The sequence below is a fragment of the Nostoc edaphicum CCNP1411 genome (assembly GCF_014023275.1).
GTDB classification, from domain to species: Bacteria; Cyanobacteriota; Cyanobacteriia; order Cyanobacteriales; family Nostocaceae; genus Nostoc; species Nostoc edaphicum_A.
The window spans coordinates 348,086-374,150 of record NZ_CP054698.1 but is presented as its reverse complement, the minus strand read 5'-3'; the positions used below and the strand labels follow the sequence as shown (position 1 = coordinate 374,150).

Genomic DNA, 26,065 nt, shown 5'->3' with positions numbered 1-26,065 from the left:
CTCATCTCAGTTGCAAATAATGAACCAGTACAGCACGGTTTGAATCCAGATACCGTCTCAATTAATTAGACAAGTCTGACTTTTTACGGTATCTGGAAAACCTCTCTCTAAATCTCTCTCCTAAAAGGAGAGAGACTTTGAATTTTCCCCCTTCCCGCATCGGGAAGGGGGTTAGGTTAATCCTTACCTTTTCCACATGCGCTGAAAAGTCAGAGACAAGTAGGGGCAATTCATGAATTGCCCCTACTTGAGCAACTCGTTAAAGATAAGCAAACTTCCACCACAGTGTACTAGTTTTTCAGTAATTTTTTAAAACGGAGAGGGGGGGATTCGAACCCCCGTTGGGTTTCCCCAAAACGCATTTCGAGTGCGTCACCATGAACCGCTCGGACACCTCTCCAGGTATTTATTCACACATTTGAGTGTCTACTTTATATTCAAATGTCATGAATTGAGAGAAATGTTAATGCATTCCCTATAATATCATAGCATTATCGCTTTTTTTGCGTAACGCAACGCTTCGGGAACAAAGCCTGATTGGGCAAGTAACATAGTTTCAGGATTAATGTCTGCGATCGCTTGTGCCATAATTTCCATTAGCGATCGCATCTGCCAATCGTTTCAACATTACTCCTGGCTGACACCGATAACCAGACTTTCGAGGAACTGCGATCGCAGTAGCACAACTACAGTTCTTATTAATACTTCTTTCATCCTGCCCCCTGCGTCTTGCCTCCTACCTTTTTTGTCAGTACTAGGTTTATAAGAAGAATTCTGAACTCAGGAGTCAGAATTCAGTATGGTTAAAAGCGAGTGTTTAGTGGGCGAAAAAAATTAAAATATTCTCGCCTTAAAACTCTATCCCTTTATGAGTAGAGTATTCTGAATTCTGAATTCTGTATTCTGTATTCTGACTCCTGTTTTATATTTTGACTGCTTACTGAACTGTATTGTGTCATAAACTAGCGATCGCTTCGGCAACTAGTTTAGAAACAAAGGGTAAAATATCCCGACTCTTAGCCTGCGCTTTCCCTTCAGTAAATACCACTAAGAGGTAAGGGCGCTGTTCTGGTAATTCAATATACGCGGCATCATGGTGAACTTGACTTGTCCAACCTGCCTTTGACCAAATTTGAGCATTTTTAGGGAGTCCACCGCCTAAAAAACCTGCTACCTGATCTTCCTCTCTGTCAGTGGGCAAATCGTTGAGAGGACGCTTCAGTAAAGCCATCATTGTTTGCGATCGCCCACTTGAAACCGCCACTCCACCTACAATACTATGCAGTAACCTTGCGATCGCATTTGTGGTCAACATATTGCGATTTTCTAGTAACTCCCCCACAAACGCCCGTTCCCGTCCATAAGGGCCATCACTCCAAGTTTTTTGACAGACGTTAATCGTCTCCAATTCTTCCCAACCCAAAGATTGGTAATAGCGGTTAACAATATTACGCTGATATTTCCAGGTTTCAAAGGGCCCGGTTGGTAATTCTGGCCCTGATGTAGTGCCACTCAAAATATCCACAACCAAGCTGGTAGCATCATTACTAGAATCAACAATCATATCCCGTAAGGCTCGCTCCAACTCCTTGGAGGTTTGACTCATGCCTTTTTCTAGCCATTCGTTTACCGCCACCAGGTAAAATAGCTTGACTACACTAGCGGGATAAATTCGTTCAACACCGCGATAAGTAAAACCACGAACTGGATGATCCCAAAAAGCATTGGGAGTCAGCGCTCCACCAGTATTTACTAGCACTGGGGGATCGTAAACAACCCAAGTCAGGGCAATTTGATTCCGGGCTAAGGTCGGAAATGCTGCCCAAGTTGCATCTAAAATGCCATTACCAATATTTTCGAGTTGTTCGTCTCTATTAAAAAAAATCATTCTCTAATAATGTCCTTTAATCTAAAATCCAAAATGGTTCGACTGAGCGAAGCCGAAGTCCAAAATCCAAAATCAGGGGAGTATCAGTGTTTAGCTGACCTGAATTTATATGATTCTCCTGAATGTACACGCTTGGCAACTCAAGCCGCATCTGGGCGACATTTATGGGTAACATCAAATCATCAAAATTCAGCGATTGAGGTGTGTTTGTGTGAAGATGACTATCCGGGATGGGTATCCTTTTCCGATTTGGATTCATTACAATCTGCTACTGTACCTTATCAGGCTGCAACATTTTCTGAAGCTGAAATTAAAAAACTCCTAGTAGAGGTCATCGCCTTTACCCAAAAAGCGATGCAACAATCAAATTATTATCTTTGGGGTGGTACGGTTGAGCCAAATTATGACTGTTCTGGGTTAATGCAGGCGGCGTTTGCTTCGGTGGGTATTTGGCTACCTAGAGATGCCTATCAACAGGAAGGATTCACGAAACCAATTACTGTTGCAGAATTAGCAGCCGGGGATCTAGTATTTTTTGGAACTAGCCAAAAAGCAACCCATGTCGGACTTTATTTGGCCGATAGTTATTACATCCATAGTTCTGGGAAAGATCAGGGACGGGATGGGATTGGGATTGATATTCTTTCGGAACAGGGAGATGCGGTTAGTCAGTCGTACTATCAGCAGCTGCGAGGTGCTGGTAGAGTTATCAAGAGTTACGAACCACAGAGACGCTGAGGGCGCACAGGTATATGAGGAGTGGGTTGGTTAATCAAGGGTTAAGTGAGGAAAATGGGGCTATTTCAGCAATTGTCCCAGATGTTTCAGTGGTGCTGCCGATACATGACGAGGTGGAAAGTTTGCCGCTTTTACTAGAAGCGATCGCATCTACTTTATCCTCTAGTCAGGTAAATTATGAAATTATTTGCGTGGATGATGGTTCTACAGATGGTTCTGGGGAATTTCTCAAGAAAGAGGCGCAAATTCGTACTAATTTAAAAGTGGTAATTTTGCGTCGCAACTACGGACAAACTGCGGCGATGGCTGCTGGGTTTTATTATGCAGTCGGTAAAGCGATCGTCACTTTAGATGCTGATCTCCAGAATGATCCGGCTGATATCCCCATGTTATTAGCAAAGCTAGATGAAGGTTACGATTTGGTCAGTGGTTGGCGGCAAAAACGCCAAGATGGTGCTGTAAATCGGTTACTTCCTTCCAAAATAGCCAATTGGCTAATTCGCCGCACCACTAGCGTGAATATTCATGATTATGGCTGTTCGCTGAAAGCCTATCGAGCCGAACTGTTGGCAGATATGAACCTTTACGGGGAACTACACCGATTTTTACCCGCTTTGGCGTACATCGAAGGAGCTAGAATTACTGAAGTACCTGTGCGCCATCACGCCCGCCGCTTTGGTCGCAGTAAATATGGAATTTGGCGGACATTCCGGGTATTGATGGATTTGTTAACCATTCTGTTTATGAAAAAATTCCTCACCCGCCCGATGCACGTTTTTGGACTGTTGGGCTTGATTTCAATGGTTTCGGGAACGGGGATCGGAATTTACTTGACTTTTGTCAAATTGGCTTTAGGTGAAATGATTGGCAATCGTCCTTTGCTAATTTTGGCAGTTCTCCTGCTAGTAACCGGAGTGCAGTTGTTTTGCTTCGGTCTTTTGGCAGAATTGCTCATGCGTACATACCATGAATCCCAAGGAAGGCCTATCTATCGCGTGCGAGAGGTGGTAGCAAAAAAGGTTAACTAAGGTAACAATGGTATTGATTTGTCATTGGTCATTGGTCATTGGTCATTGGTCATTGGTCATTAGTCATTGGTCATTAGTCATTAGTCATTAGTCATTGGTCATTAGTAAATAGTTAGAAGTAAATAACGCGATGTGCGACTTATTCTTGAAACCCCTCTCCAAACCTCTCCCCGAAACGGGGAGAGGCTTTGATTCTTGCTCCCCTTCCCTACAAGGGAAGGGGTTGGGGGTTAGGTCTGAGAGAAAGTCGCACACGGCGTTAAATAATATTTGGTTGACTCTAGACAAATAACAAATGACAAATGACAAATAACAAATGACAAATAACAAAAAACTCATTCAATTGCATCTACCTTGAAAGCATTTAATACCTTTGATGCCGAACTACGGAGCAACCTGCTGGTTTTATTTACAGCAGGTTTATTATTCTGGTCGAGCTTGTCTTCGCTCTTACCAACCCTACCGCTTTACATCGATCATGTGGGCGCAAACAATCAAGAAATTGGGATTGTGATGGGTAGTTTTGCTATTGGGTTATTGCTGTCTCGCCCGATGTTGGGACGATTAGCCGATGAACGTGGCCGAAAAATTGTCTTGTTGATTGGTACGATAGTAGCTGCGATCGCACCCTTTGGTTACTTGGCAACCCAATCACTTGGGTTACTGATTCTGGTGCGGATTTTTCACGGCATTAGCGTAGCTGCTTTTACCACTGGCTACAGTGCCTTAATCGCAGATTTAGCTCCGGCTGAAACTCGTGGTGAAATCATTGGTTACATGAGCCTCACAACTCCCCTTGGTTTAGCAATTGGCCCCGCCTTGGGAGGGTATTTAGAAGCTACAAGTGGTTACGGGATATTATTTCTGCTATCTGCTGAATTGGGTTTTTGCGCCCTCTTGGGGATTGTCCAAGTTAATAATCCACCAGTGCAGACACAGGAACAAACTCAGGGAGAAAATCACAATTTTTGGCAAACCTTGAGCAGTCCACAGGTGAGAGTTCCAACTATAGTTATGTTGCTAGTTGGTTTGTCCGTCGGTGCTGTACATACCTTTGTGTCGTTGTTCCTAAAATCCACTGAGGTGGACTTCAATGGTGGACTGTTTTTTACAGTTGCGGCAATTTCTAGTTTTAGTATCAGGGTGTTTGCTGGTAAGGCAAGCGATCGCTTAGGTCGTGGTTTGTTTATTACCTTTGGTATTTTTTGCTATGTTTTGGGGTTAATATTGCTGTGGCAAGCTCACAGTGCGATCGTTTTCTTACTGGCTGCGATCGTTGAAGGTGCTGGTGGTGGTACACTGATCTCGATGATGATCACCATGATGGCAGACCGCTCACTTCCGCAAGAACGGGGGAAAATTTTTGCTATATGCATAGCTGGACTTGACCTGGGAATTGCGATCGCTGCTCCTCTTCTGGGTACCATCGCAGAACTTGTAGGCTACCGCGATATGTTTGGCTATGGTGCTGTGATGACTTCTCTAGCCCTTGTCATCTTCCTCACCCAGTCGAGCAAAAACCTATCCAACTCCCTGCGCTTTGCACTAGGTCGCGCTCCAGATGCCTACTCATTGAATAACCTAAAAGTTAGGAGTGAAGAATTTTAACTCTTCACTCCTAACTTTTAACTCTTAGCCTTCAAAAACGGGCGAGGAGGGATTCGAACCCCCGACACCGTGGTCCGTAGCCACGTGCTCTAGTCCACTGAGCTACACGCCCTCACCGACAATCTATATTAACACGTTCTAACTAAATGACGCAAGATAATTTTCCATCTAATTTTGCCAGCTTAACCCATCTAGATCACCACGGACAGGCACAGATGGTAGATGTGTCTGATAAAGCACCTACGATTCGCCAAGCAGTAGCCGCTGCTAATGTGCGGATGCTGCCAGCCACCTTCGCTGCCATTCAAGCTGGAAATCTGCCAAAAGGTGATGTTTTGGCAACTGCAAGATTGGCTGGGATTATGGCAGCTAAACAAACAGCCACTTTAATTCCTCTGTGTCATCCCTTACCTTTGCAAAAAATCGCAGTCGAAATTATACCCGACCCGCAACTACCTGGTTATCAAATTCAAGCCACAGTCAAAACTAAAGCTGAAACTGGTGTAGAAATGGAAGCCTTAACCGCCGTTTCTGTCGCTGCCTTGACTTTATACGATATGGCAAAAGCTTTAGAAAAATCGATTCAAATTGAATCAATTCATTTAATCAGTAAGAGTGGCGGGAAATCAGGAGATTATTCCCCGCCAGAGCAAGAACCTAGATTATCTCACCTATAGCTTTATTGAGATCGGCTGGGCTATCAAATTCCTCATCATCTGGCAGTTTCTCTAACAGAGAGAGAATTTCTTTATCTGCTCCTTGCTTTTTAGCGTGCTTAGTCAATTCTTTCTTATTCGCGGGATAGTCAACACCTTTCAAGTGTTTTTGTATTTCAACTGGATTTGCCTTAGCCATTTTTATCCACCTCTAAAGGTTCTTTCCATGTTCACAAGTGGATATATTTGCTCCCTCTATCAAAAAGATGAATCATTTTTAACTGAGAAAGATTAAAAGCTCATCCACTAGGTTGATGAATCATGTATGGGGAATGGGGCATAGGGCATTGAAAAGAGGTAGGGAGCAGGGAGCAGAGGAGAAATAGGTAATTTTTTATTCAACGATTGAAAGACAGAGGATATAATTCTGGAAATCTTCCTCAAGGTTTGCCTACCCAAATTAATCTTAATTCTCTGATTGGCAAACTCAAAAATCAATGCTCATAACCATAAATAAATTTTATGACTAACGAGATTACGGAAAAACTTAAACAAGCCTCCGATGGTTTGTTAATGATAAGTGAATCAGAGTATCCTTTTGAAGCTTTTTTGTGGTCTAATCAAGCGCAAGAACCAATGACCGCTCAAAAACTTCTCCAGTTAACAGGACATCCTCAAGAAACATCAGTTGAAGAAGTAGAACTAGATTATTTTTTTCGGAACTGTGCCCAAGAAAAAGAATGGCACGATGAAATACAAAAACAAAATGTGCCAAAGTTTAAAACACTTGTCAAAACACTAAGAGATCACCTCACTAATCTCAAAGTTTATCGCATAGGTACGATAAGTATTGATATCTATATTGTTGGTAAAATTCCAGATAAAGATTTAGGCGGAATTTCGACAAAAGTTGTAGAAACCTAACTAATCAAACATCAGCCTGTCTATAATTTATAGACCAATACAGTTCAGATAATACCAAAATACTTGTAGAGACGGCGATTTATCGCGTCTCGAAAACCCACATTTTTGTACAATTAGCCCTTAACCGAAGCGTATTGAATTACAGACAGGTTTCAAGTTTTAAGTGAAGTAAGTATCCTTACAAATTGTCAACTCTAGACTCAATTACACTTTGAACAGACGAAGAAACATTAGAGAGCAAATTGTAACCAGTGTTTGTTTCAATGGAATCAACACTAACTCTGTAGTTTCTCCAGCTATTATTTCTAATTCCCTGCGAATTAGGCATATTCACTGCAATTACTCTTGTGTTAGTAGTGACGTTGCTAGCATTAGAATTTGATGAATTTAATACTACAATAACCTTCCATGTTCTGTTCGGAACTGTAACGTTACCATTAGCAATTGTGTTTCTTGTTCCATTCGACCCAGTTCCACCAGTGCCATAGGAACCCGAAATAATATAGAGTTCTTTCCCCTGGTTTACTAAGTCTCTAGAATAGTTTTCTAGTGCAGCCCAAGGCCCCTGATTATTATCAGGTGACTGAGGAATTATATTCGTCATTAAAAAAGTAGCAGAGTTATTGGTAACTGTATTTGTCCTATCTGCTGAAGCAGTCATGTGTCCCCTGTCAAAACCGCTACCAGTGTAATCGGAAGAAGTGACTCGGTAGCAGCTTGAAGGTAATGTAGTATCTGCACGAAAATCATCTTGGCGAGGTGCGCTTCCTAGCCATGATGTGTTTAGCTGCCAACTTACCCAATTTGGTGTCCCTCTATAGCAATTGTGAGAAACTGCATATTGAGATTTGCTCAACAAAAGATTACTGTAACTACTGCCAGCATTACTAGGATTGCCCATTCTTAGATGAACACTTGAGGTTTGGGCTGTTAGTGGCTTTTGTAGATAATTAATCAGAGTGAAAGATATTGCTGTTGGTACAGCAATAGTTAGAATAGCCCTGAGAAAATCAGACTTCTTCATTTGTTACTATTTATTTGTCTAAACAAACTACAATTGTTTCTGCTAAAGTTACAGAAATTCAGTAAAACTTACCAATCGCAATATAGCTATGGTTGTATAAAGAGAGGTTAAAAAGCTGTAAACATTGCGTTAACATCTAGTAATCATTTAGTTGATTATCTAATTTCAGATAATCAACTAAATAAGATGAAAAACTTATATAAGTAGGTAGACATAATTAAATATAAAATAAACTCCTAGTTTGTAGTGAGCGATTTATCGCTCAGAGCAAGGATTATCAGGACTAAAGTCCTTACTACAAACTTTAAATTTATTTATGCCTAGATACTTATTATTTGCTTTAATAATTGAGTGATGGCGCGGAGTGCCCGCGCCCAAGCGATCGCTATTTTCGCTCTACTGAGGCCTAGAGAGTATTTTGACTGATTGACAAAATACGCTTTATCTTAACCTCTCACGAGAGCTTAGAAAGAGGAAGGAATATTAAAAAATAGTCCTTGGTCGAATTGATCTTTCAAAAAGTCTTCCAGTTCAATTTCGTCGTCATTCGGAACTTGAAACCAAGTCTCGAAGTTGTGCTTCAAGAAGTAACCGAAAGATTTCCAGCCGAAAAGTTGCTGTCCAATGCTTGTAATTGCGACGTTCATTGTATTTTCCTCAGGTTGTTTCAAGTATGTGATTAAGAATTGGTTAAACAAATTGGCGTTCCACAACAAGTGGATGAAAGTTCTTGTACAGGGTAAGCAGACGGAGAGATTTTACAATTTGCTAAATCATTCCGCTTTCTCTGCAACGCCAACAAATTAATCATTGTTCAGCGCTCTCTGCACTAGGAAATATATTGAGGAATAGAATTATTCTGACTACAAGGATCTAACCTCAACTGATTCAATAGCTGCTGTAATTCCACTTCTGATATATACTTCTCCTTAAGCGAGTTGAAGTACAACAGTGCAGTTTCATAGCAGGCGACAGTTATGTTAGTGCGCTCCTCTGAAGTTAGTGCTGCCACTATTTGAACTGTCTCATCCACGTGCTTTACGTCACTACCTAAACTACTGTGCATTCGCAGGCAGCGAGTAGCATAAGTATTAGGTGGTAGTATCGCTTCTACCTGTTGGATATGCTCTGCTTTGATATTCATTGCTAGACGTTCCATTGTATAGCAATACCCAACGCAACCAATTGGATCTGCTGCTTGTACGCTCTGAGTGAAGAAACTCAGCAAAGCCATAGCAGTCGGAGGGAGGAGTGCTTTGACTACAGCTTCGGCATCATATCCCATCGATTGAATATCAAGCAAGGCGAGGCGATCGTGACCTTGTTCTTCACGAGCTTTCTGTGCTGCCCACTGTGCTAAACTCCAGCGTCCCAATACAGCAAAGCGCCCAGCGGCTTGTTCCATTAATAGCGCAGTATAGTGAGTTAAATGGTAGGAAGCGGCAAGTTGCCAGATCCAATGGGAGGGAGTTAAGGCAGGTGGCTTGCAGTTGGGTAATGTATCTTTGGCAGCAGATACTATAGCTCTATCTAGAAGCTTGCGAGTCTCAGATATAGTGTCCCTGTTAAATATCAGTTGGATAAAGGGATTACTACTCTTTAGACTTAATTGGCTACTTTTGTTGGGTTTGTCGATGTTAGTTGAACGAAATAATAGATTCATGGCAAGTTTCTTTCATTTTCATGGGTTGTTTCTACCCATTCACGAATAAGGTTGTGGAGGATAAAGCGTTGCATAACCTCTCTTTGAGCACAAAGAACTTTAAATTGTATCTTCAGGGAGGAGGGAATGTATGCCTTGATATGAGTGATACTGTCTCGGTCTTCATCTAAGGTGTTAGTCATGAAAGAAGAAGTTGGGCCATCAGCCTTTACCCATTCGCTGATTAATACTTCCAAGACTTCACTCATCTTTAATCCATATTGTGCACAGAGCGCTTTAAACCGAAACTTAAGCGCTTTCGGCATACTACCTTTAATCACCGTATATGACTCTTGCTCCTCCTTATACATCCAGGTTAAAAAAAACGAAAGTTCAAAAGTCCTTTGTGATCTAGGGTAAGTTTTCTAAAAAATTTCACCAGTAAAGACTAGTGAAGTTAAGAAAAAAGTTATTTAGTAGTGACAACACTACATGTATTTTAGAGAGACGCCAGAAAATAAAATATACAATTATAACAATGATAATCATTATGTAAGGACGAGAGAGATTGCCGTTCTTAGCCTCTCCCTCCCCTTTTTGTAGTAAATTAATGATGATTTAATTTTTGGGTAGATAGAGGTGTCAATACAATTAACGGATTCACTGAAAAAGTTGTTGAAGGAAACCGCACAGCAATTAAAAGGTGCGGACAAACGTAAATTTATAGCACAAACAGTTGTGGCATTAGGACACGGGGGACAGTCTCTAGCGGAGCGAGAGTTAGGATGGAATCGTGTAACTATTAGTAAAGGAATTAAAGAATTAACCACTAATATCACTTGTGTAGATAATTATCGGAGTAGAGGGCGTTGTAAAGCAGAAGCAAAACTGCCAAATCTTTTAGAAGATATCAAAAAAATTGTCGATTTACAAAGCCAAATAGACCCAAGTTGTAAAAGCCAAAGACTGTATACACCTCTTTCTGCTAATGAAGTGAGACAGCAATTAATTGATAAGTTTGGTTATAATGATGAAGAATTACCAACTTCGGAAACAATTCGTGTAAAGTTAAATAATTTAGGGTATTGCCTCAAACCGATTGCCAAAATTAAACCTCAAAAAAATACCCGAAACTGAATTTTAGAGAATCATTAGAATAAAAATATTTTTGATGGGGTTTCAACAGCATTATATTTTGCTAAAACTATGACTGGGTATGATAAGTATCCAGTTGTCAAGTTAGTCAGTCAAACTTCCTTTATGGATGCATTTAACTAAAAAAGCCATGTCCTACTGCACTTTCAATAAATATGGAGAGTAGGGAAAGGAAGTGTTTATTTCATTCGTAGTAGGTGGTGCGTCGCTTGTGCGGTTGCTCCTAAGTTGCTCTTGAGTGCAGATATTTATCTTGCATATTTTTCGTTTACAAAAATGATTATCATTTCAGTAAACGTATATTTTATTTTCTGGAAGCATCGAATATTGAAAAAGCTAAAAAAATAGTACAAACACCAAAAATTTACAATAATAGTCTGTCTTCTATCTAAAGACTGAGATATTGATTATGTTTAAGTTAAATATTAGCTAAAAATAACTTATTTTTTAGTTAAGTCAAAATAATGTAAAACACTGATTTGAAGTGTGACTGGTTATAGCTATTGAAGTTATCCTATTTTTCTTCTCCAAACTAGGTAGTTGCGTTTTTAATATTTTCTTTATAATTTTCCTAAAATTCTATATCTTCACTAGTAAAAACCTGACTAAAGTAAAAAGATAGATAGCGAAAGGACTTAGGTAACGCGAAAACCAAAAGTAATTAACGCGAAATTCTAGCTCTTTCCTTCCCAGACTTTTGCTACAAAGCAAACATACTTAATCAATGAAACCTCAAGATGAAAGGTTGAGAAGCAACTTCCAATTTTTCTAGATTCCAAAATTCCTTTTTTGCAAATAACTATTTAGTCACTACGAGGTCAGTTGTCATGGTTCAAATTCTTGAAAATCCAGCAGTCAAGCAACCACCAATTAGTAATAGAGTTGAAAGTTTTTTGCTAGATATGTTCGATAATGTTTGCCAATCTATTGAGGAAATAGATGGAAGTAAACTTGACGAACAACGCTGGACAAGAGATGAAAGAGGCCAATGGGTACAAGGTGAAAACAGTAATGGTGCTATATATATCGACAAGTCGCTGCGGAACGGGAATGTATTTGAAAAAGTAGGTATCAACTACGTATCGATGCAGGGTGAGTTACCTCCTGGTGTGACTTTCCGAGGATCGGATGTTGTGATGGCAGACCCAACAACTATAACGCCAGATCAAAAAGGTACTTCTTTCTTCGCTACGAGTACCAGTGTTGTCATTAATGGATCTAATCCAATGATACCGACAGCACACGTTAACTATCGCTACTTTCAATTGGGTGATGGCACTGAACCTGGTTCTTGGTGGTTTGGCGGTGGAGGTGATTTAACACCAATTTACTTATTTGAAGAAGATGCAGTTCATTTTCATCAAGTACATAAAGCAGCTTGCGATCAGCACGATCCAGAACTCTATCCACGCTTGAAAAAGTGGTGTGATGAATACTTTTATCTTCCTCATCGCAGTGAGTGTAGAGGTGTAGGTGGAATTTTCTTTGACAATTTACAACATTCCGATGTCGAAACTTTACTTTCCTTCGTAAAAACTTGTTCTGAAGCTTTCATCCCTGCTTATTTTCCGATTGTCAAACAACGTAAGGATATGGAGTTTACGGAACAGGAGAAATATTGGCAGCGGATCAGACGCGGACGTTATGCCGAATTTATTCTACTGCATGATAGAGGTGTTCGATTCGGATTGGAAAGCGGCATTGTGAGTACACAAAGTGTTCTTAATTGTATGCCTGGAGAAGCTTTTTGGAACTATAATGACCAACCCACGGCTGATAGTCAAGAAGCAAAGCTTCTAGAGGTACTGAGAAATCCCCAGGAATGGGTGTAAAGACGGTCAAGAGCAGATTTGAAAACAGCAGCTGATCAAAAATGTTGGCTACCCAAATCCTAACCCTGTTTTGTTACTCTCGGAAAACAATAATCGAAGCAAGATTCCGAAACTTTGATCGAGTCAAGCTTTGAGTGTTTATTTTCTAACAGGAACTAAAATTTGTAACCAAAACCTGGAGATTAAAGCTCTGAAAAAATTTCATTGATTTAGTTCTCCCAAAGTGATAAAAAGAGGGCTAATACCGTTTCACCTAAAGATTGATACAGATGGCAGCCTGTTCTTGAGTAGGGCAGGCTCTTGAGCCAGGGAAAGTAAGAAAAGTAATTTGTATCAAGAATTGAGTTAAATGGTATTATAAGCGCCTACTTTTTACTCTTTATATTTCTTTAGAGATAGCCTCTAAATCGGAAGTAACAAGGTGTTTATGGAAAAATTGCCGACAAGTATTTTGCTAAAAATTAACAAATTATTTCGCTGGTATAACTCAACTGAATTCGCCAATTTCAAAACTGAAATTAGCAAGTTTTTCCAGGTTCAATGGTTGAGTCATCTCTCCATCAAGCAACTGCAAGAAGTTGACATTGTATTCCTGTGTATGTTTGTTAGCAGATACCTAACGTTGACGATAATTTTACTATACTTATGGAGTTCAATTCATACTAGTCCTGAATCACCAAGGACATGCTAGCCCTGAATTAGTCAGGAGACAAATTGCTGTTTAAGCTAATCGGCATTTAAGTTGCATAAAAGCAGGGATGAAGCCCTTACTACAAGCGAATCATTCTGGAAAAATGAATGACGATTAGCTTATGTTGTCAATCGTAGGATTATAGGAGCAAAAAAGTTTCTGGCGATCGCTGTCTGAAATTTAGCAGTAATCAGCCATTGATTAGCTCGCTTTTCTAAGTCATTCAAATGAATAAAAAACACGGAGAACTGGCAATGGATAACGTTACAGGTATTGGCGACATTACCATGAACGATGTGATGCAAATGGATTCCTCCAAAGCAGTGAGTATGTTTAGGAATCGATTTGCAGCCTACAAAAAGCTGGCAGATGAAATTGGAGAACATGCAGCTTTTGAACAAATGATGTTAGCCTACCCTGCTCATCAAAAAGCGTTCATGGGTGCTTTCATTGACAATACCACCATAGCCAAAGGCTTTACCGATGCAATTCCGATCTTTCGGATCATGGGCTTCAAAATGCAAGTCGTAGATATTTCCCAAGAAGGAAAAGATGCTGCACTAGAAATTCAACGAGTTTGCCCAGTTCTTTCAATTGCCAAAGAATATGGACTTGAAAGCCCTTGCCGAGTTATTTGCGAGATGGAACAAGAAGCAACCAGGAGAGCATTTCCTGGGATGAAAGCCGCAATTATTAGCAAGCAGGCAGATGGTGATTGCGTTTGTATGTTCAAGTATGAAAGACCTGCCAAAGGGGTAGAAGTAAAGCCACAAAAAACACCGAGCTTGTTCTCTCATATTCTCGATTTGATTCGCTTGACTCCTAAAATCTTGCAGATTGGGATGAATCTTTTAAAAACGTCTCTTTCTAAAGGATCGTAACTTTTATGAATGGTATTGTTCAAGACCTCAAGCATTTGATTGCAGGTGAAGTCAGCAACGCTTCAGAAATTTTGACAGAAGTTTCCGAAGATTTTGGTGGTATATTTCAAAAGTCTCCCCAAGTTGTTGTCACTCCTCAAAACGCTAACGATATTGCCCAAACTGTTAAATATGCCGCTCAAAAAGGATTAGTAGTTTCTTCACGCGCTGCGGGACATTCGTTAGGCGGTCAGTCTTTAAACGAAGATGGAATCGTTTTAAATATGAGGAATCTCGATAAAATTCGAGAGATCCAAAAAGACCAACTCTGGTTTAAAGCTGATGCGGGGACTTCTTGGAATCAAGTAATCGATGCTTGTATTCCTGATGGTTTAGTTCCTCCCGTATTAACCAATTATTTTGGTGTTTCTGTCGGAGGAACTCATTCTGCGGGTGGTATAGGTGCAGCCTCTTTTCGCTACGGAAATCAAGCTGATAATTGTCTTGGTGTAGAAGTCGTAACCGCAGAAGGTGATATTCTCTGGTGTTCGCCTGAAGAAAACAGCGAACTTTTTAATCACGTACTTTGCGGTTACGGTCAGTTTGGAATTATTACCCAAGTTCAGCACAAACTCAAAGTTTACCCTTCCCAAACTCGCACATATTTGTTGTTCTATGACAACCTAGATGCTCTTTTAGATGACAAACGGGTTTTAGTAACCGAACAAAGGGTCGATCATCTCGTATCTTTCCCAGTTCCCTGTTTGCAAGGAGTATCCAGAGCAACAGGAATAATGCAACCTTTGATTCAATGGTTTTACACGTTGCGGATTACTGTTGAAGCAAATTCTATTGAAGCTATTGATGACAAAGAAATCCTTGCTGGCTTAAATTTTTACCGTCATATCCATACTGAAGACCTGGGATTTGCACAATTCATCGAACCGATGATTCAAGTAGATAGCAAGGATATCGCTCACCCTTGGATGGATGTTTTTCTTCCCGCATCATCGGCTAAAAATTACATCGAAACGGCTCTCAAACAGTTGCCTTCTTTTCTTGATATTAGTAAAGCGCAAATGGGCTGCTTTTGCTTGGTAAATCGCAATAACAAGATGCCGATGTTTCGTTTACCGCAAGAGGAAGAACTGATTATTGGTTTTGGAATTTATCCCAGCATTCCGAAATCGCAAGTTCAACCCATCTTAGCTGAATTGAAAAAGCTTAGTAACCTAAGTTTAGAGATGGGCGGAAAAAGATATCTAACTTGCTGGATAGATTTTACTATTCAACAGTGGCAAAGCCAATTTGGCGATTACTGGCCAAAAGTTAATCAAATCAAAAGTAAGTACGATCCCAAAGGAATATTTAACTCTGGCTTTTTTGAGTACGAACAGATTGCCCATCCGGCGATTGCACCACAGGAAAACGTGCGATTCGTTGAGAATGTTGCTACTAAGTCTGCGATCGCAGTATAAGTCACTTCTCAATCATCTTGAAAACAGAATGGTTTCTTTCATCCATAGTGGGCGATCGCTCATGAACAGCTTCTGTCACTCTGGGAAAAGAAAAATGTCAATCCATATTACTTGACCGAGGCTCTAGAAGAAGACAAACTTCAAAAGAGGAAACATGAATATCGCACTTGTAGGTCTTAGTCACAAAACAGCTCCGGTTGAAATTCGGGAAAAACTGAGTATTCCAGAAGAACGAATTGAAAACGCGATCGCCCAGCTGTGTAAATACTCTCACATTGAAGAAGCTGCCATTCTTAGCACTTGCAATCGTTTAGAAATTTACGTAATTGTAAACAAGATAGATCGGGCAGCTCAAGAGGTGACGGAGTTTCTTTGCGAGTACAGTAAACTGCCTTTTGCAGACTTGCATCAATACTTGTTTACTCTGCTACAGCAAGATGCTGTTAAGCATTTGATGCAAGTTGCTTCCGGTTTGGATAGCTTGGTGTTGGGAGAAGGACAAATTCTAGCTCAAGTCAAACACACCTTCCAACTGGTTCAGCAATACAATCAGGGCGAACGCATCCTCAATCAGTTGTTCAAGCAAGCCGTTACCACTGCAAAGCGGGTTAGAACCCAAACCTCAATCGGTACGGGTGCGGTTTCGGTTAGCTCTGCGGCAGTAGAATTAGCCCAAATCAAAGTAGAGAAGTTATCGGCTTGCCGAGTGACAATTGTCGGCGCTGGCAACATGGCTCGGCGACTGGTGCAACATCTAATCTCTAAAGGCGCAACCCAAATTTCAATTGTCAATCGTTCCATTGAACGAGCTGAGGAATTGGCGAATCAATTTAGTGATGCTGGAGTGCAATATTATCCCCTCGCTGAGTTGATGTCATTAGTGGCAGCTGCGGATTTGGTCTTTACCAGCACTGCTTCAGTTGAACCCTTACTCGATAAAGCCAAACTCAAAGCTGCATTGCAACCCGAACAGCCTTTGATGCTGTTTGATATTTCAGTGCCTCGTAACGTTGATGCGGACGTTAATGAGTTACCTCACGTGCAAGTGTTTAATGTTGATGATTTAAAAACCGTCGTTGCCCAGAATCAAGAAAGTCGTCGGCAAATGGCAATAGAGGCGCAAGTATTAATCCAAGAGGATTTAGAGGCATTTCAGACTTGGTTGCGATCGCGAGAAACCGTTTCCATTATTAGCTGTTTACGGGACAAACTCGAAAAAATTCGCGAACAAGAGTTAGAAAAAGCTTTGTCCCGTATGGGGTCTGATTTTGCTAAAAAACATCAAGAAGCCGTTGAAGCCTTAACTCAAAGGATTATCAACAAAATTCTCCACGAACCGATGGTGCAACTGCGGACGCAGCGAGATGTAGAAGCTCAACGCCTTGTCCTCCAAGTTCTGCAAGAGTTGTTTAATCTAGAGACAGGAGAGGTGCGATCTAATTTTGTTGCCGAAACATCCTCCTTATCAATAAGTACCGTAGAGATAGCAGCAAAAAACATCAATCTTGCTCAACTGAACCGGGAACATTTCCAAGTTGCTCAAATGAGACTTGAAAGTATTGAAGTCCATGCAAAAGTTGAAGAAGTTATTGCTCAAAGCGTAACTTAAGAAAATCCATGATTCTTAATAGCAATAACAGGAAGTAAGCATGTTAAAAAACTTCTGGTACGCTTGTGAGTTCAGCGCCGCAATTACTACAAATCCCAAGCAAGTGCGGATATTAAATCAGAAATTAGTCTTTTACCGTAACGCTAAAGGACAACTGATAGCTCTCCAAGATCGGTGTCCCCATCGTGGTGCTGCCTTATCTCTCGGTTGGGTAAAAGATGATTGTATCCATTGCCCCTATCATGCCTGGAAGTTTCAAGCAGATGGGAAATGTATTAATATTCCTGCTAATCAACCCGGAATTCCTATTCCCAAGAATGCTCGTGTAGATAGCTATCCAATACAGGAAAAATACGGTTTTATCTGGCTATTTTATGGAGACTTACCAGAAGAAGAACGTCCGCCAATCCCACCCTTGCCAGAATTTGAAGACCCAAGCCTACAGAAAATTTTCTTTGAATACGAACTGAATGCTCACTACACCCGCACGCTAGAGAATGATATGGATATGTCTCACGTATCTATTATTCATTCCAAGTCTTTCGGGAATGGGTTTGCATTAGAGCAAAAAATGGAAGATTACGAGCTGAATGTAGGGGAGTGGGAAGGTCACGCTAAAGTTAATGTCCGAGATTATACCAAAGCAAAAGACCTTTTCGCCTTTGTGTTTCGCCCATTGAAAGCCAATGTGAAGGTGACTCTAGGCTTTTATATGCCTAATATCACTCGGTTAGTGGTTGACTTCGGTCGTGGCAAGCTAGTTAATTTTACTGTCCACGTTCCTGTTGACGATCGCACCACTATTACCAAGCGAATTCAGTTTCGCAGTTTTCTAACTTTCCCTTGGGCCGATGGCATCTTTCAACGAGCAGCTTACAAAGTTGTAATGGAAGATAAGGGAGTGGTTGAGTCCGAATATCCGATGGCAGTCCCCGATAAGTTGTCAGACGAAGTTCACGTTCCTTGCGATAACTTATCTCTTGCTTATCGCAAACTTCGGCAAAAATGTTTGGCTATGGGATGGGGTATGAAACCTTATCAGAACCAAGTAGACGACTCGAACGGAAATTTAATGCCACCTTCTCCTGAGAAAACAGAATGGTTTGTTTCAGCCATAGTGGGCGATCGCTCATGAACAGCTTCTATCTTATTGAAGAACTAAATTTAGAGTTCGCATAACTAGGGCGGGCAAGATGCCACTGGTGTCAACTTAACGCGAAACCGCACGTCCGCAAGCACGTCCGCCAGCACGTCCGCCAGGGATTGTAAATCCCTGTCTCATAGCTAAAGTCCTCTGAAGAGGACTTCATAGCGCAAAAATTTTCAGTCTACTTCAGTAGACTTGAGCAATTAGTCAGGGATTTACAATCCCTGGCGGGTGAACAACACCCAATCAGTTCGCTATTTTTGGCTGAAGTTGATACCAGTGGCTTTTCGGCCCACTCCACAAGATTGGATTGTTGCAAATCCCAAATTCTTGAAATGACAATTATTAAATCCAGGGAGAAATATATGGGGAATTATACGTTACTGCAAGCGGCGCGAGGTGAGGTACTTGATCGCCCTCCGGTATGGGTGATGCGCCAAGCAGGTCGCTACATGAAAGTTTATCGAGACTTGCGTCAGAAGTATCCTTCGTTCCGCGATCGCTCCGAGAACCCCGATTTAGCCGTGGAAATCTCGCTGCAACCTTTCCGTGCATTCCAACCCGATGGGGTGATCATGTTCTCAGATATCCTCACGCCTTTACCTGGTATGGGTATCTCCTTTGACATTATCGAAAGTAAAGGGCCAATATTTGAGCAGCCAATCCGCACGCCAGCCCAAATTGAAGCGCTGACTGACCTCGATCCCGAAGCTTCTTTACCCTTCGTGCAGCAAATTCTGAAGACGCTACGCCAAGAAGTTAACGGTCAAGCTACCGTCTTGGGCTTTGTTGGCGCTCCTTGGACGCTAGCTGCCTATGCAATTGAAGGTAAAAGCTCGAAAGACTACGCCATTATCAAAAGGATGGCTTTCTGTCAACCGGCGATGCTACATCAACTTTTAGGGAAACTGGCAGATGCGATCGCAGTTTACGCCCGCTACCAAATTGATGCCGGTGCCCAAATCGTGCAACTGTTTGACTCTTGGGCAGGACAACTCAGCCCTGAAGATTTCCAAACGTTTTCTCTACCTTACCTGCAACGAGTCGTGCAACAGGTGAAAGCAACGCACCCGGACACGCCCCTGATTTTGTATATCAACAACAGTGCTGGAATCCTAGAGTTAATGGCGCAATCGGGTGTTGATATCATTAGCGTAGACTGGACTGTAGATATGGCAGTAGCGCGGCAGCGACTCGGCGCAAATATTGGAGTGCAAGGAAATATCGATCCCTGCGTGTTGTTCGGTACTAAAGAGCTAATCCGCGATCGCATTTTGGACACAATCCGCAAAGCGGGGAATCAAAAGCACATCCTCAATCTCGGTCACGGGATTTTACCGAACACTCCAGAAGAGAATGTTGCTTTCTTTTTCGAGACAGTCAAGCAGCTCAACTACGCGTCAAACAATCTCAACTAAAAGCTATGACTTCAGTGCAACCCGCTTCATCTAACATTTCCAGTCCCGTTCGCACCATCCGCATCGGTTCTCGTAAAAGCCAACTCGCACTCGTGCAAACTTACTGGGTTCGAGAACAACTCCAGCAACGCTTTCCCGATATTTCCTTTGAAGTCCACACCATGTCCACCCAAGGCGACAACATCTTGGATGTGGCCTTAGCCAAGATTGGCGATAAGGGATTATTTACCAAAGAACTTGAATTGGGAATGCTCAATCAGGAGATTGACTTTGCGGTTCACTCTCTCAAGGATCTGCCAACTTGCTTGCCAGAGGGGTTAGCGTTAGCAGCCGTAACAGAACGGGAAAACCCAGCAGATGCTTTAGTTGTGCATCAAAAGCACAAAGATAAGCAAATCGATACGCTGCCAGAAGGCACAGTTATCGGCACTTCTTCGCTGCGCCGCCTTGCCCAATTGCGTTATCACTTCCCCCATTTTACTTTTAAGGATGTGCGCGGCAACTTAAATACGCGCTTGGCAAAGTTGGATGATGGAGAGTACGATGTGCTGATTTTAGCAGCCGCAGGGTTGCAGCGATTGGGAATGAGCGATCGCATTCATCAAATTTTGCCCACCGAACTCTCTCTTTATGCTGTCGGACAGGGAGCGTTAGGGATTGAATGCCGCGCTGACGATTTGCAAGTGCTGTCATTACTCAAAGCAATCGAACACATCCCTACCCGCGATCGCGTTTTAGCCGAACGTGCTTTCTTGCGAGAACTAGAAGGTGGTTGCCAAGTACCAATCGGTGTTGATACGCAGCTAGACGAAAATACACTGACATTAACAGGGTTAGTCGCCAGCGTCGATGGCAAACGTCTAGTCAAAGATTCTGTTACGGGCACTGCTAGCGAGGCAGAAAATTTAGGTATTCAATTAGCTCATAAATTGCGGCAACAGGGAGCTACAGAGATTTTGGCTGAAATTTTCCAGATAGTCCAGCGTAGTTAGAGTTAGGGAGTTGCAACTAAGTAGGCAGGGGGGCAGGGAGCAGGGAGCAGGGGGAAAATACGATTAAAGAGAAAGGAAAGGATTTTTTCTGAGCCGCTTTCCCCTTTACCCCTTACCCTTTTCCCCACTTTTGCAAGAAGTCTATTGGCTAATTAAAGGCTTTCATCATTTTAATACTATGTTTCCAATTCATCGCCCGCGTCGGCTGAGAAGCCATCCCCAATTGCGGCGGATGGTGCGCGAAAACGTCCTGACAACTAGCGATTTAATCTACCCTCTTTTTGCCGTACCGGGTGAGGCGATCGCGAACGAAGTCAAATCCATGCCTGGAGTTTACCAGCTTTCTGTAGATAAAATCGTCGAAGAAGCAAAGGAAGTTTACGACCTCGGCATTCCAGCCATTATTTTATTTGGTATTCCTGAAGATAAGGATTCAGATGCAACGGGCGCTTGGCACGATTGCGGGATCGTTCAAAAAGCCACTACTGCCGTTAAAGAAGCCGTACCCGACTTAATTGTAATCGTCGATACTTGCTTGTGCGAATACACTAGTCACGGTCACTGCGGCTATTTAGAAGTAGGTGATTTAACCGGGCGCGTTCTCAACGACCCAACGCTGGAATTGCTGAAAAAAACGGCAGTTTCACAAGTCAAAGCTGGTGCAGATATCATCGCGCCATCTGGAATGATGGATGGTTTCGTCCAAGCCATTCGTTCGGGTTTAGATGAAGCAGGCTACCAAGATACGCCAATATTATCTTACGCCGCCAAGTATGCCTCGGCTTATTACGGGCCTTTCCGCGATGCCGCCGACTCAACACCGCAATTTGGCGATCGCAGAACCTACCAAATGGACTCCGGTAACAGTCGTGAAGCCTTAAGAGAAATCGAACTCGACATTACCGAAGGTGCAGATATGTTAATGGTCAAGCCAGCCTTGTCCTACATGGATATTATCTGGCGCGTTAAGGAAGCAAGCAACTTACCCGTTGCTGCTTACAACGTTTCTGGCGAATACTCGATGGTTAAAGCTGCTGCCCTCAACGGTTGGATTGACGAAGAACGGGTAGTAATGGAAACGTTGACTGGTTTTAAACGGGCTGGCGCTGACTTGATTTTGACTTATCACGCCAAAGATGCTGCTCGTTGGTTAGCGAAACTTGGTAATTAAACTTTAATGCATCGACTTGTACCTTTAATGCATTGACTTGTACCTTTAATGCATTGACTTGCACCTTTAATGCATCGACCTGCATCTTTAATGCATCGCCCTGCACCTTTGATGCATCGACCTGCACCTTTGATGCATCGCCCTGCACCTTTGATGCATCGCCCTGCACCTTTGATGCATCGCCCTGCACCTTTGATGCATCGCCCTGCAAAAATTAATCTTCCCTACGTTACGCAACAACTCTAAAAGACTTGTGTGTAGACGGTAGCCTTTTTAAGAAGGGCTAGGGCGTGTTTTCAAAGTCTTAGATCCCCCCAACCCCCCTTAAAAAGGGGGGCAAAGAGTCTCTTAAAGTCCCCCTTTTTAAGGGGGATTTAGGGGAATCTAAAAAGTTAGGAGGCTAAACAAAAATGTTCGTTATTAGGAAATAGGAAAAATAGGTTGATCTTATGAAAACTACTTTAACTCCTCAAGCAACTCTATCCAAATCTCTACCCCCAGTTGATGCCAAGACTAGAGTCAGTCAATTGATGCGACAGTTGCAAGACGAAATCTCTCAGGGTTTGCAACAGCTAGATGGCGGAGGCACGTTTCAGGAAGATGCATGGGAACGACCTGAAGGAGGTGGAGGGCGATCGCGCGTCATCCGCGACGGTGCAGTATTCGAGCAAGGTGGAGTTAACTTCTCTGAAGTCTGGGGTTCTCACCTACCGCCTTCAATCTTGGCACAACGTCCTGAAGCGGAGGGACATCAGTTTTATGCCACCGGAACTTCAATGGTATTGCATCCGCGCAATCCTTACGTGCCAACTGTTCATCTTAACTACCGCTACTTTGAAGCTGGCCCGGTTTGGTGGTTTGGCGGCGGCATCGATCTAACGCCTTACTATCCGTTTGCTGAAGATGCAGCCCATTTTCATTACACATTAAAGCAGGCTTGTGACGCGCACGATCCCGAATATTATTCAGTGTTTAAACCTTGGTGCGACGAGTATTTTTATCTCAAACATCGTCAAGAAATGCGGGGCATTGGCGGGATCTTTTTTGACTATCAAGACGGTCAAGGTCAGCTTTATCGAGGCCCCGATCCCAAAGGTGCAGCAGCAATTACCAGCGATCGCGTTGGCATACCAGCAACCCGCAATTGGGAAGAATTATTTGCATTCGTGCAGGATTGTGGTAAAGCTTTTTTACCTGCTTACACGCCAATTGTCAAGCGGCGGCAGTCAATGGAGTATGGCGATCGCGAACGTAATTTTCAATTATATCGGCGCGGACGATATGTTGAATTCAATTTAGTTTACGATCGCGGCACAATTTTCGGACTGCAAACTAACGGGCGCACGGAGTCAATTTTGATGTCTTTACCTCCATTAGTGCGTTGGGAGTACGGCTATCAACCCGAACCCAACACCCCAGAAGCCGAGTTATACCAAGTATTTTTAAAGCCTCAAGATTGGGCAAGCCTGACATCGCTTCTGGTTTAACTTTTGCCGTCAAAACATAAGACATGTCATTTGTCATTTGTCATTAGTCATTCGTATTTACAAAGGACAAATGACTAATGACCAAGGACAATTTTACTAAAGTCTTCACTGAAATTTGAAGGATTGACATGAATTTACAATTGCTCTCGAAACCTTCAAAGCAATGGACGCTGGCTGTAGTTGTCGGTGGTACTGCCCTTACAGGAATTATCGCTTTCTACGGTATTTCTCAATCAAATTCTCAATTAAAACCAACCAGCAAACCCGTTGAAGTTGTGCAAACCAGACCAAAGATTGAGGAAATTACCGCTTTAGGACGGATAGAACCAGCAACGGAAGTCATCAAAGTATCCGTACCTGCTACGTTAAGCAACGATCGCGTCGCCCAACTCCTCGTACAGCGTGGAAGTAGCGTTAAAGCAGGTCAAGCGATCGCCATTATGGATTCGCGCGATCGGCTGCAAAATGCTCTACTGGAAGCACAAGCACAAGTCAAAGTATCCCAGGCACAGTTAGCCAAGGTGCAAGCTGGCGCAAAATCTGGAGAGATTGCCGCCCAAAAAGCTGAAATCGCTCGCCTTGAACAAGAGTTAAAGGGCGAAATAGCTACTAGAGATGCCACTATCTCTCGCTGGCAAGCCGAAGTTAAAACTGCCAATAGTGAATACAATCGCTATTCCTCGCTTTACCAAAACGGAGCGATTTCTGCGGTGGAAGTAGATCGAAAACAACTTGCTCTGGAAACAACACAAGCACAGCTTACCGAAGCGAGAGCTAACCAAAATAAGAGTGTAGATACTCTACGGCAGCAGATCAAGCAAGCTAAGGCAACCTTAGATGAGATTGCTGAGGTACGTCCGGTAGACGTGCAAGCAGCTGATGCCGAGGTTAACAAAGCGATCGCCGCAGTCAAAAAGGCTGAAGCCGATCTCGCTGAAGTTTATATTCGCGCCCCCATAGCAGGACGCATTCTCGATATTAAGGCCAAACCCGGAGAAGTTGTTGGTGAGAAAGGCATTGCCGAACTCGGACAAACCAGCTCGATGCAAGCGATCGCAGAGATATATCAAACTGATATTAGCAAAGTTCGTGAAGGTCAACAGGTAACAATTTCTAGTGAGTCTTTTTCCCCAGAGTTGCGCGGAACCGTTCGGCTCATTGGACTACAGGTGATTCAACAAGAAGTAACTAGCGGCGAACCTGGAGAAAATCTCGATCGCAAAGTCATTGAAGTGAGAATTGCACTCGATCCCCAAGATAGCAAACGAGTTGCGAACTTAACTAACTTGCAAGTACAGGTTGCCATTCAGCCAAATAACAATTAAGAGGGGACTGGGAATAGGCAATAGGCAATAGGGAAAATTAAGATTTGTTTCTTGAATTTTGAATCGCGTGGCAGGTTCAAGCCCCCACTCTCTACTCTTTAATTTTGAATTTTGAATTTATAATTTTTAATTGGAGCGAAGCGACTTGACTATCAAAACATTTATATTCGGTAAATTATTCCGCAAAACCCCACTTGCTTGGCGGCAAATGAGCCGTCAAAAGACTCGTTTGTTAGTTGCTATAGCAGGAATTGCTTTTGCTGATTTTCTGATGTTTTTTCAACTGGGAGTTAGGGATGCACTCTTTGATTCGCAAGTTACCCCTTATACCACCCTTAAAGGAGATTTATTTTTAGTCAATAAACTGTCTGATAACTTGCAATCTATCAAAAGTTTTTCCAGAAATAAGCTCTATAAAATAGCAGGTGTTAACGGTGTAAAATCCCTGGCGACGCTATATGTGAGTCAAGCATCGTGGCGAAATCCTGAAAATCGAGCTAGCCGTCAAATTTTTGTCTACGGAATCGATCCGAATCAGCCAGCATTTGACTTACCAGAACTCGATGGACAATTGAATAAACTAAAGTTATTGAATCGAGCGTTGTTTGACAGAGCCGGATTGGTTCCTCAACTTGGGGACGTTCCTAGTTTGCTGAAAAAACAGAATCCGCTTTCTGTTCAAGCTAACGATTATAAAATTCAAATAGTTGGATTATTTAAGCTCGGTTCTTCTTTTTCTGCTGACGGCAATCTGATCGTCAGCGATTCTACCTTTTTACGGCTCTTTCCCCAACGCCGATCAAACGAAATCGATCTGGGTATTGTTGACGTAGAACCAAATGCTTCGATCGAGCAAATCCAGGCTGATTTACGAGCCAAGCTACCGGATGATTTATTAGTACTAAACCTCGCTGAATTCACTGCCCGTGAAAGTGCATATTGGTCTACAGGCTCCTCTATTGGCCCGACTTTTAACCTCGGTGTTGCAATTGGTTTTTTAGTCGGAGCAGTTATTGTTTATCAAATTCTCTATACTGATGTCTCCGATCATTTGCCAGAATATGCAACATTAAAAGCAATGGGTTACAGCGATAGATATCTGATTGGAGTTATCGCTCAAGAAGCTTTTACTTTAGCGCTTTTGGGCTTTCTTCCAGGTTTTTTGCTATCGAGTGGATTTTACATCTTTTTCCAGTCTGTGACGTTTTTACCGACTACGATGAAACTAGCTCGTGCGGTAACTGTGCTAGTTTTGACTTTCGTCATGTGTCTTGGAGCCGGAGCGATCGCTATGCAAAAGTTACGAGCAGCCGATCCGGCTGATATCTTCTAAGTTTTGAGCAATCGAGTGATGAATTTTGAGTTGAAGTGTAGAAAAATATCGCATTTTAA

General features: G+C 42.3%; 24 protein-coding genes, 2 tRNA genes and 1 pseudogene. 18 read left to right on the top strand and 9 right to left on the bottom strand.

Annotated features, from left to right (window positions below):
• Positions 1–315: 315 nt before the first annotated feature.
• From HUN01_RS04360 to HUN01_RS04355, 3 genes are all read right to left on the bottom strand, one after another.
• A tRNA-Ser gene (locus tag HUN01_RS04360) sits at positions 316–400 on the bottom strand.
• Between the two features lie 83 nt (positions 401–483).
• On the bottom strand, positions 484–609 hold the full coding sequence (locus tag HUN01_RS35955) for a hypothetical protein (RefSeq protein WP_257798104.1): 126 nt from the start codon (positions 607–609) through the stop codon (positions 484–486).
• A 346-nt stretch (positions 610–955) separates the two neighbouring features.
• Entirely contained in the window at positions 956–1,888 is a 933-nt protein-coding gene (locus tag HUN01_RS04355; protein ID WP_181930244.1) for a serine hydrolase, read from the bottom strand.
• Between the two features lie 9 nt (positions 1,889–1,897).
• Here HUN01_RS04355 and HUN01_RS04350 point away from each other — a divergent pair, with 9 nt between their 5' ends.
• The 3 genes from HUN01_RS04350 to HUN01_RS04340 all read left to right on the top strand — a co-directional run bounded on the left by HUN01_RS04350 (position 1,898) and on the right by HUN01_RS04340 (position 5,262).
• Positions 1,898–2,626, top strand: a complete 729-nt coding sequence (locus tag HUN01_RS04350; RefSeq protein WP_181930243.1) for a C40 family peptidase — start codon at positions 1,898–1,900, stop codon at positions 2,624–2,626.
• 14 nt (positions 2,627–2,640) lie between these two features.
• Positions 2,641–3,654, top strand: coding sequence for a glycosyltransferase family 2 protein (locus tag HUN01_RS04345; protein WP_181930242.1), 1,014 nt, complete (start codon positions 2,641–2,643; stop codon positions 3,652–3,654).
• Positions 3,655–4,008: 354 nt separating this feature from the next.
• Positions 4,009–5,262 (top strand): MFS transporter, encoded by a 1,254-nt coding sequence (locus HUN01_RS04340; protein WP_181930241.1) that lies wholly within the window; start codon positions 4,009–4,011, stop codon positions 5,260–5,262.
• 38 nt (positions 5,263–5,300) lie between these two features.
• Here the strand turns inward: HUN01_RS04340 and HUN01_RS04335 are convergent.
• Positions 5,301–5,374: transfer RNA gene (locus tag HUN01_RS04335), tRNA-Arg, on the bottom strand.
• A 34-nt stretch (positions 5,375–5,408) separates the two neighbouring features.
• Between HUN01_RS04335 and moaC the strand changes: the two genes are divergently transcribed.
• Positions 5,409–5,939 (top strand): cyclic pyranopterin monophosphate synthase MoaC, encoded by a 531-nt coding sequence (gene moaC / locus HUN01_RS04330; RefSeq protein ID WP_181930240.1) that lies wholly within the window; start codon positions 5,409–5,411, stop codon positions 5,937–5,939.
• Here the strand turns inward: moaC and HUN01_RS04325 are convergent.
• Positions 5,920–6,117: a DUF2795 domain-containing protein gene (locus tag HUN01_RS04325; protein WP_181930239.1), complete on the bottom strand. Its 198-nt coding sequence runs from the start codon at positions 6,115–6,117 to the stop codon at positions 5,920–5,922. The genes moaC and HUN01_RS04325 overlap by 20 nt on opposite strands.
• Positions 6,118–6,440: 323 nt before the next feature.
• Here HUN01_RS04325 and HUN01_RS04320 point away from each other — a divergent pair, with 323 nt between their 5' ends.
• Complete coding sequence (locus tag HUN01_RS04320; protein WP_181930238.1) at positions 6,441–6,842, top strand: nuclease A inhibitor family protein; 402 nt, start codon at positions 6,441–6,443, stop codon at positions 6,840–6,842.
• A gap of 178 nt (positions 6,843–7,020) precedes the next feature.
• Here the strand turns inward: HUN01_RS04320 and HUN01_RS04315 are convergent, their stop codons facing one another.
• The 4 genes from HUN01_RS04315 to HUN01_RS04300 form a co-directional block, all read right to left on the bottom strand.
• The gene (locus HUN01_RS04315; RefSeq protein ID WP_181930237.1) at positions 7,021–7,866 is read right to left on the bottom strand and encodes a DNA/RNA non-specific endonuclease; all 846 of its coding nucleotides are present in this window, start codon (positions 7,864–7,866) and stop codon (positions 7,021–7,023) included.
• 464 nt (positions 7,867–8,330) lie between these two features.
• Positions 8,331–8,513, bottom strand: coding sequence for a hypothetical protein (locus tag HUN01_RS04310; RefSeq protein ID WP_181930236.1), 183 nt, complete (start codon positions 8,511–8,513; stop codon positions 8,331–8,333).
• 182 nt (positions 8,514–8,695) lie between these two features.
• Complete coding sequence (locus HUN01_RS04305; protein WP_181930235.1) at positions 8,696–9,529, bottom strand: hypothetical protein; 834 nt, start codon at positions 9,527–9,529, stop codon at positions 8,696–8,698.
• On the bottom strand, positions 9,526–9,777 hold the full coding sequence (locus HUN01_RS04300; protein ID WP_181930234.1) for a hypothetical protein: 252 nt from the start codon (positions 9,775–9,777) through the stop codon (positions 9,526–9,528). The genes HUN01_RS04305 and HUN01_RS04300 overlap by 4 nt, the downstream gene beginning before the upstream one ends.
• Before the next feature lie 376 nt (positions 9,778–10,153).
• Here HUN01_RS04300 and HUN01_RS04295 point away from each other — a divergent pair.
• The 13 genes and pseudogenes from HUN01_RS04295 to devC all read left to right on the top strand — a co-directional run.
• A pseudogene (locus HUN01_RS04295) lies at positions 10,154–10,646 on the top strand (ISAzo13-like element transposase-related protein); the annotation flags it as partial.
• A gap of 844 nt (positions 10,647–11,490) precedes the next feature.
• Complete coding sequence (gene hemF / locus HUN01_RS04290; protein WP_181930233.1) at positions 11,491–12,495, top strand: oxygen-dependent coproporphyrinogen oxidase; 1,005 nt, start codon at positions 11,491–11,493, stop codon at positions 12,493–12,495.
• 918 nt (positions 12,496–13,413) lie between these two features.
• Entirely contained in the window at positions 13,414–14,067 is a 654-nt protein-coding gene (locus HUN01_RS04285) for an L-2-amino-thiazoline-4-carboxylic acid hydrolase (RefSeq protein WP_238845964.1), read from the top strand.
• Positions 14,068–14,072: 5 nt separating this feature from the next.
• Positions 14,073–15,524, top strand: coding sequence for an FAD-binding protein (locus tag HUN01_RS04280; protein WP_181930232.1), 1,452 nt, complete (start codon positions 14,073–14,075; stop codon positions 15,522–15,524).
• 154 nt (positions 15,525–15,678) lie between these two features.
• Positions 15,679–17,133 (top strand): glutamyl-tRNA reductase, encoded by a 1,455-nt coding sequence (locus HUN01_RS04275; protein WP_181930231.1) that lies wholly within the window; start codon positions 15,679–15,681, stop codon positions 17,131–17,133.
• A gap of 40 nt (positions 17,134–17,173) precedes the next feature.
• On the top strand, positions 17,174–18,268 hold the full coding sequence (locus HUN01_RS04270) for an aromatic ring-hydroxylating dioxygenase subunit alpha (RefSeq protein ID WP_181930230.1): 1,095 nt from the start codon (positions 17,174–17,176) through the stop codon (positions 18,266–18,268).
• 377 nt (positions 18,269–18,645) lie between these two features.
• Entirely contained in the window at positions 18,646–19,698 is a 1,053-nt protein-coding gene (gene hemE / locus HUN01_RS04265) for a uroporphyrinogen decarboxylase (protein WP_181930229.1), read from the top strand.
• A 5-nt stretch (positions 19,699–19,703) separates the two neighbouring features.
• Entirely contained in the window at positions 19,704–20,690 is a 987-nt protein-coding gene (hemC, locus tag HUN01_RS04260) for a hydroxymethylbilane synthase (RefSeq protein WP_181930228.1), read from the top strand.
• Positions 20,691–20,868: 178 nt separating this feature from the next.
• Positions 20,869–21,861, top strand: coding sequence for a porphobilinogen synthase (gene hemB, locus HUN01_RS04255; protein ID WP_181930227.1), 993 nt, complete (start codon positions 20,869–20,871; stop codon positions 21,859–21,861).
• 69 nt (positions 21,862–21,930) lie between these two features.
• A complete protein-coding gene (locus HUN01_RS04250; protein WP_181930226.1) occupies positions 21,931–22,107 on the top strand; it encodes a hypothetical protein in 177 nt (58 codons plus the stop codon).
• 203 nt (positions 22,108–22,310) lie between these two features.
• Positions 22,311–23,348, top strand: a complete 1,038-nt coding sequence (gene hemF, locus HUN01_RS04245; protein WP_181930225.1) for an oxygen-dependent coproporphyrinogen oxidase — start codon at positions 22,311–22,313, stop codon at positions 23,346–23,348.
• 128 nt (positions 23,349–23,476) lie between these two features.
• The gene (locus HUN01_RS04240; RefSeq protein WP_181930224.1) at positions 23,477–24,673 is read left to right on the top strand and encodes an ABC exporter membrane fusion protein; all 1,197 of its coding nucleotides are present in this window, start codon (positions 23,477–23,479) and stop codon (positions 24,671–24,673) included.
• Between the two features lie 145 nt (positions 24,674–24,818).
• On the top strand, positions 24,819–26,006 hold the full coding sequence (gene devC / locus HUN01_RS04235; RefSeq protein WP_338044523.1) for an ABC transporter permease DevC: 1,188 nt from the start codon (positions 24,819–24,821) through the stop codon (positions 26,004–26,006).
• The last annotated feature ends 59 nt before the right edge of the window (positions 26,007–26,065 follow it).

Excerpts from the sequence above, each read along its gene's own strand:
- HUN01_RS04300 (WP_181930234.1), bottom strand. The coding sequence starts at position 9,777 with ATGAGTGAAGTCTTGGAAGTATTAATCAGCGAATGGGTAAAGGCTGAT.
- HUN01_RS04310 (WP_181930236.1), bottom strand. The coding sequence starts at position 8,513 with ATGAACGTCGCAATTACAAGCATTGGACAGCAACTTTTCGGCTGGAAA.
- HUN01_RS04320 (WP_181930238.1), top strand. The coding sequence starts at position 6,441 with ATGACTAACGAGATTACGGAAAAACTTAAACAAGCCTCCGATGGTTTG.
- hemC (WP_181930228.1), top strand. The coding sequence starts at position 19,704 with ATGACTTCAGTGCAACCCGCTTCATCTAACATTTCCAGTCCCGTTCGC.
- hemF (WP_181930233.1), top strand. The coding sequence starts at position 11,491 with ATGGTTCAAATTCTTGAAAATCCAGCAGTCAAGCAACCACCAATTAGT.
- HUN01_RS04350 (WP_181930243.1), top strand. The coding sequence starts at position 1,898 with ATGTCCTTTAATCTAAAATCCAAAATGGTTCGACTGAGCGAAGCCGAA.
- HUN01_RS35955 (WP_257798104.1), bottom strand. The coding sequence starts at position 609 with ATGCGATCGCTAATGGAAATTATGGCACAAGCGATCGCAGACATTAAT.
- HUN01_RS04305 (WP_181930235.1), bottom strand. The coding sequence starts at position 9,529 with ATGAATCTATTATTTCGTTCAACTAACATCGACAAACCCAACAAAAGT.
- HUN01_RS04345 (WP_181930242.1), top strand. The coding sequence starts at position 2,641 with ATGAGGAGTGGGTTGGTTAATCAAGGGTTAAGTGAGGAAAATGGGGCT.
- HUN01_RS04250 (WP_181930226.1), top strand. The coding sequence starts at position 21,931 with ATGCATCGACCTGCATCTTTAATGCATCGCCCTGCACCTTTGATGCAT.
- HUN01_RS04315 (WP_181930237.1), bottom strand. The coding sequence starts at position 7,866 with ATGAAGAAGTCTGATTTTCTCAGGGCTATTCTAACTATTGCTGTACCA.
- HUN01_RS04325 (WP_181930239.1), bottom strand. The coding sequence starts at position 6,117 with ATGGCTAAGGCAAATCCAGTTGAAATACAAAAACACTTGAAAGGTGTT.
- moaC (WP_181930240.1), top strand. The coding sequence starts at position 5,409 with ATGACGCAAGATAATTTTCCATCTAATTTTGCCAGCTTAACCCATCTA.
- hemE (WP_181930229.1), top strand. The coding sequence starts at position 18,646 with ATGGGGAATTATACGTTACTGCAAGCGGCGCGAGGTGAGGTACTTGAT.
- HUN01_RS04240 (WP_181930224.1), top strand. The coding sequence starts at position 23,477 with ATGAATTTACAATTGCTCTCGAAACCTTCAAAGCAATGGACGCTGGCT.
- HUN01_RS04355 (WP_181930244.1), bottom strand. The coding sequence starts at position 1,888 with ATGATTTTTTTTAATAGAGACGAACAACTCGAAAATATTGGTAATGGC.
- HUN01_RS04285 (WP_238845964.1), top strand. The coding sequence starts at position 13,414 with ATGAATAAAAAACACGGAGAACTGGCAATGGATAACGTTACAGGTATT.
- HUN01_RS04275 (WP_181930231.1), top strand. The coding sequence starts at position 15,679 with ATGAATATCGCACTTGTAGGTCTTAGTCACAAAACAGCTCCGGTTGAA.
- HUN01_RS04270 (WP_181930230.1), top strand. The coding sequence starts at position 17,174 with ATGTTAAAAAACTTCTGGTACGCTTGTGAGTTCAGCGCCGCAATTACT.
- hemB (WP_181930227.1), top strand. The coding sequence starts at position 20,869 with ATGTTTCCAATTCATCGCCCGCGTCGGCTGAGAAGCCATCCCCAATTG.
- HUN01_RS04280 (WP_181930232.1), top strand. The coding sequence starts at position 14,073 with ATGAATGGTATTGTTCAAGACCTCAAGCATTTGATTGCAGGTGAAGTC.
- hemF (WP_181930225.1), top strand. The coding sequence starts at position 22,311 with ATGAAAACTACTTTAACTCCTCAAGCAACTCTATCCAAATCTCTACCC.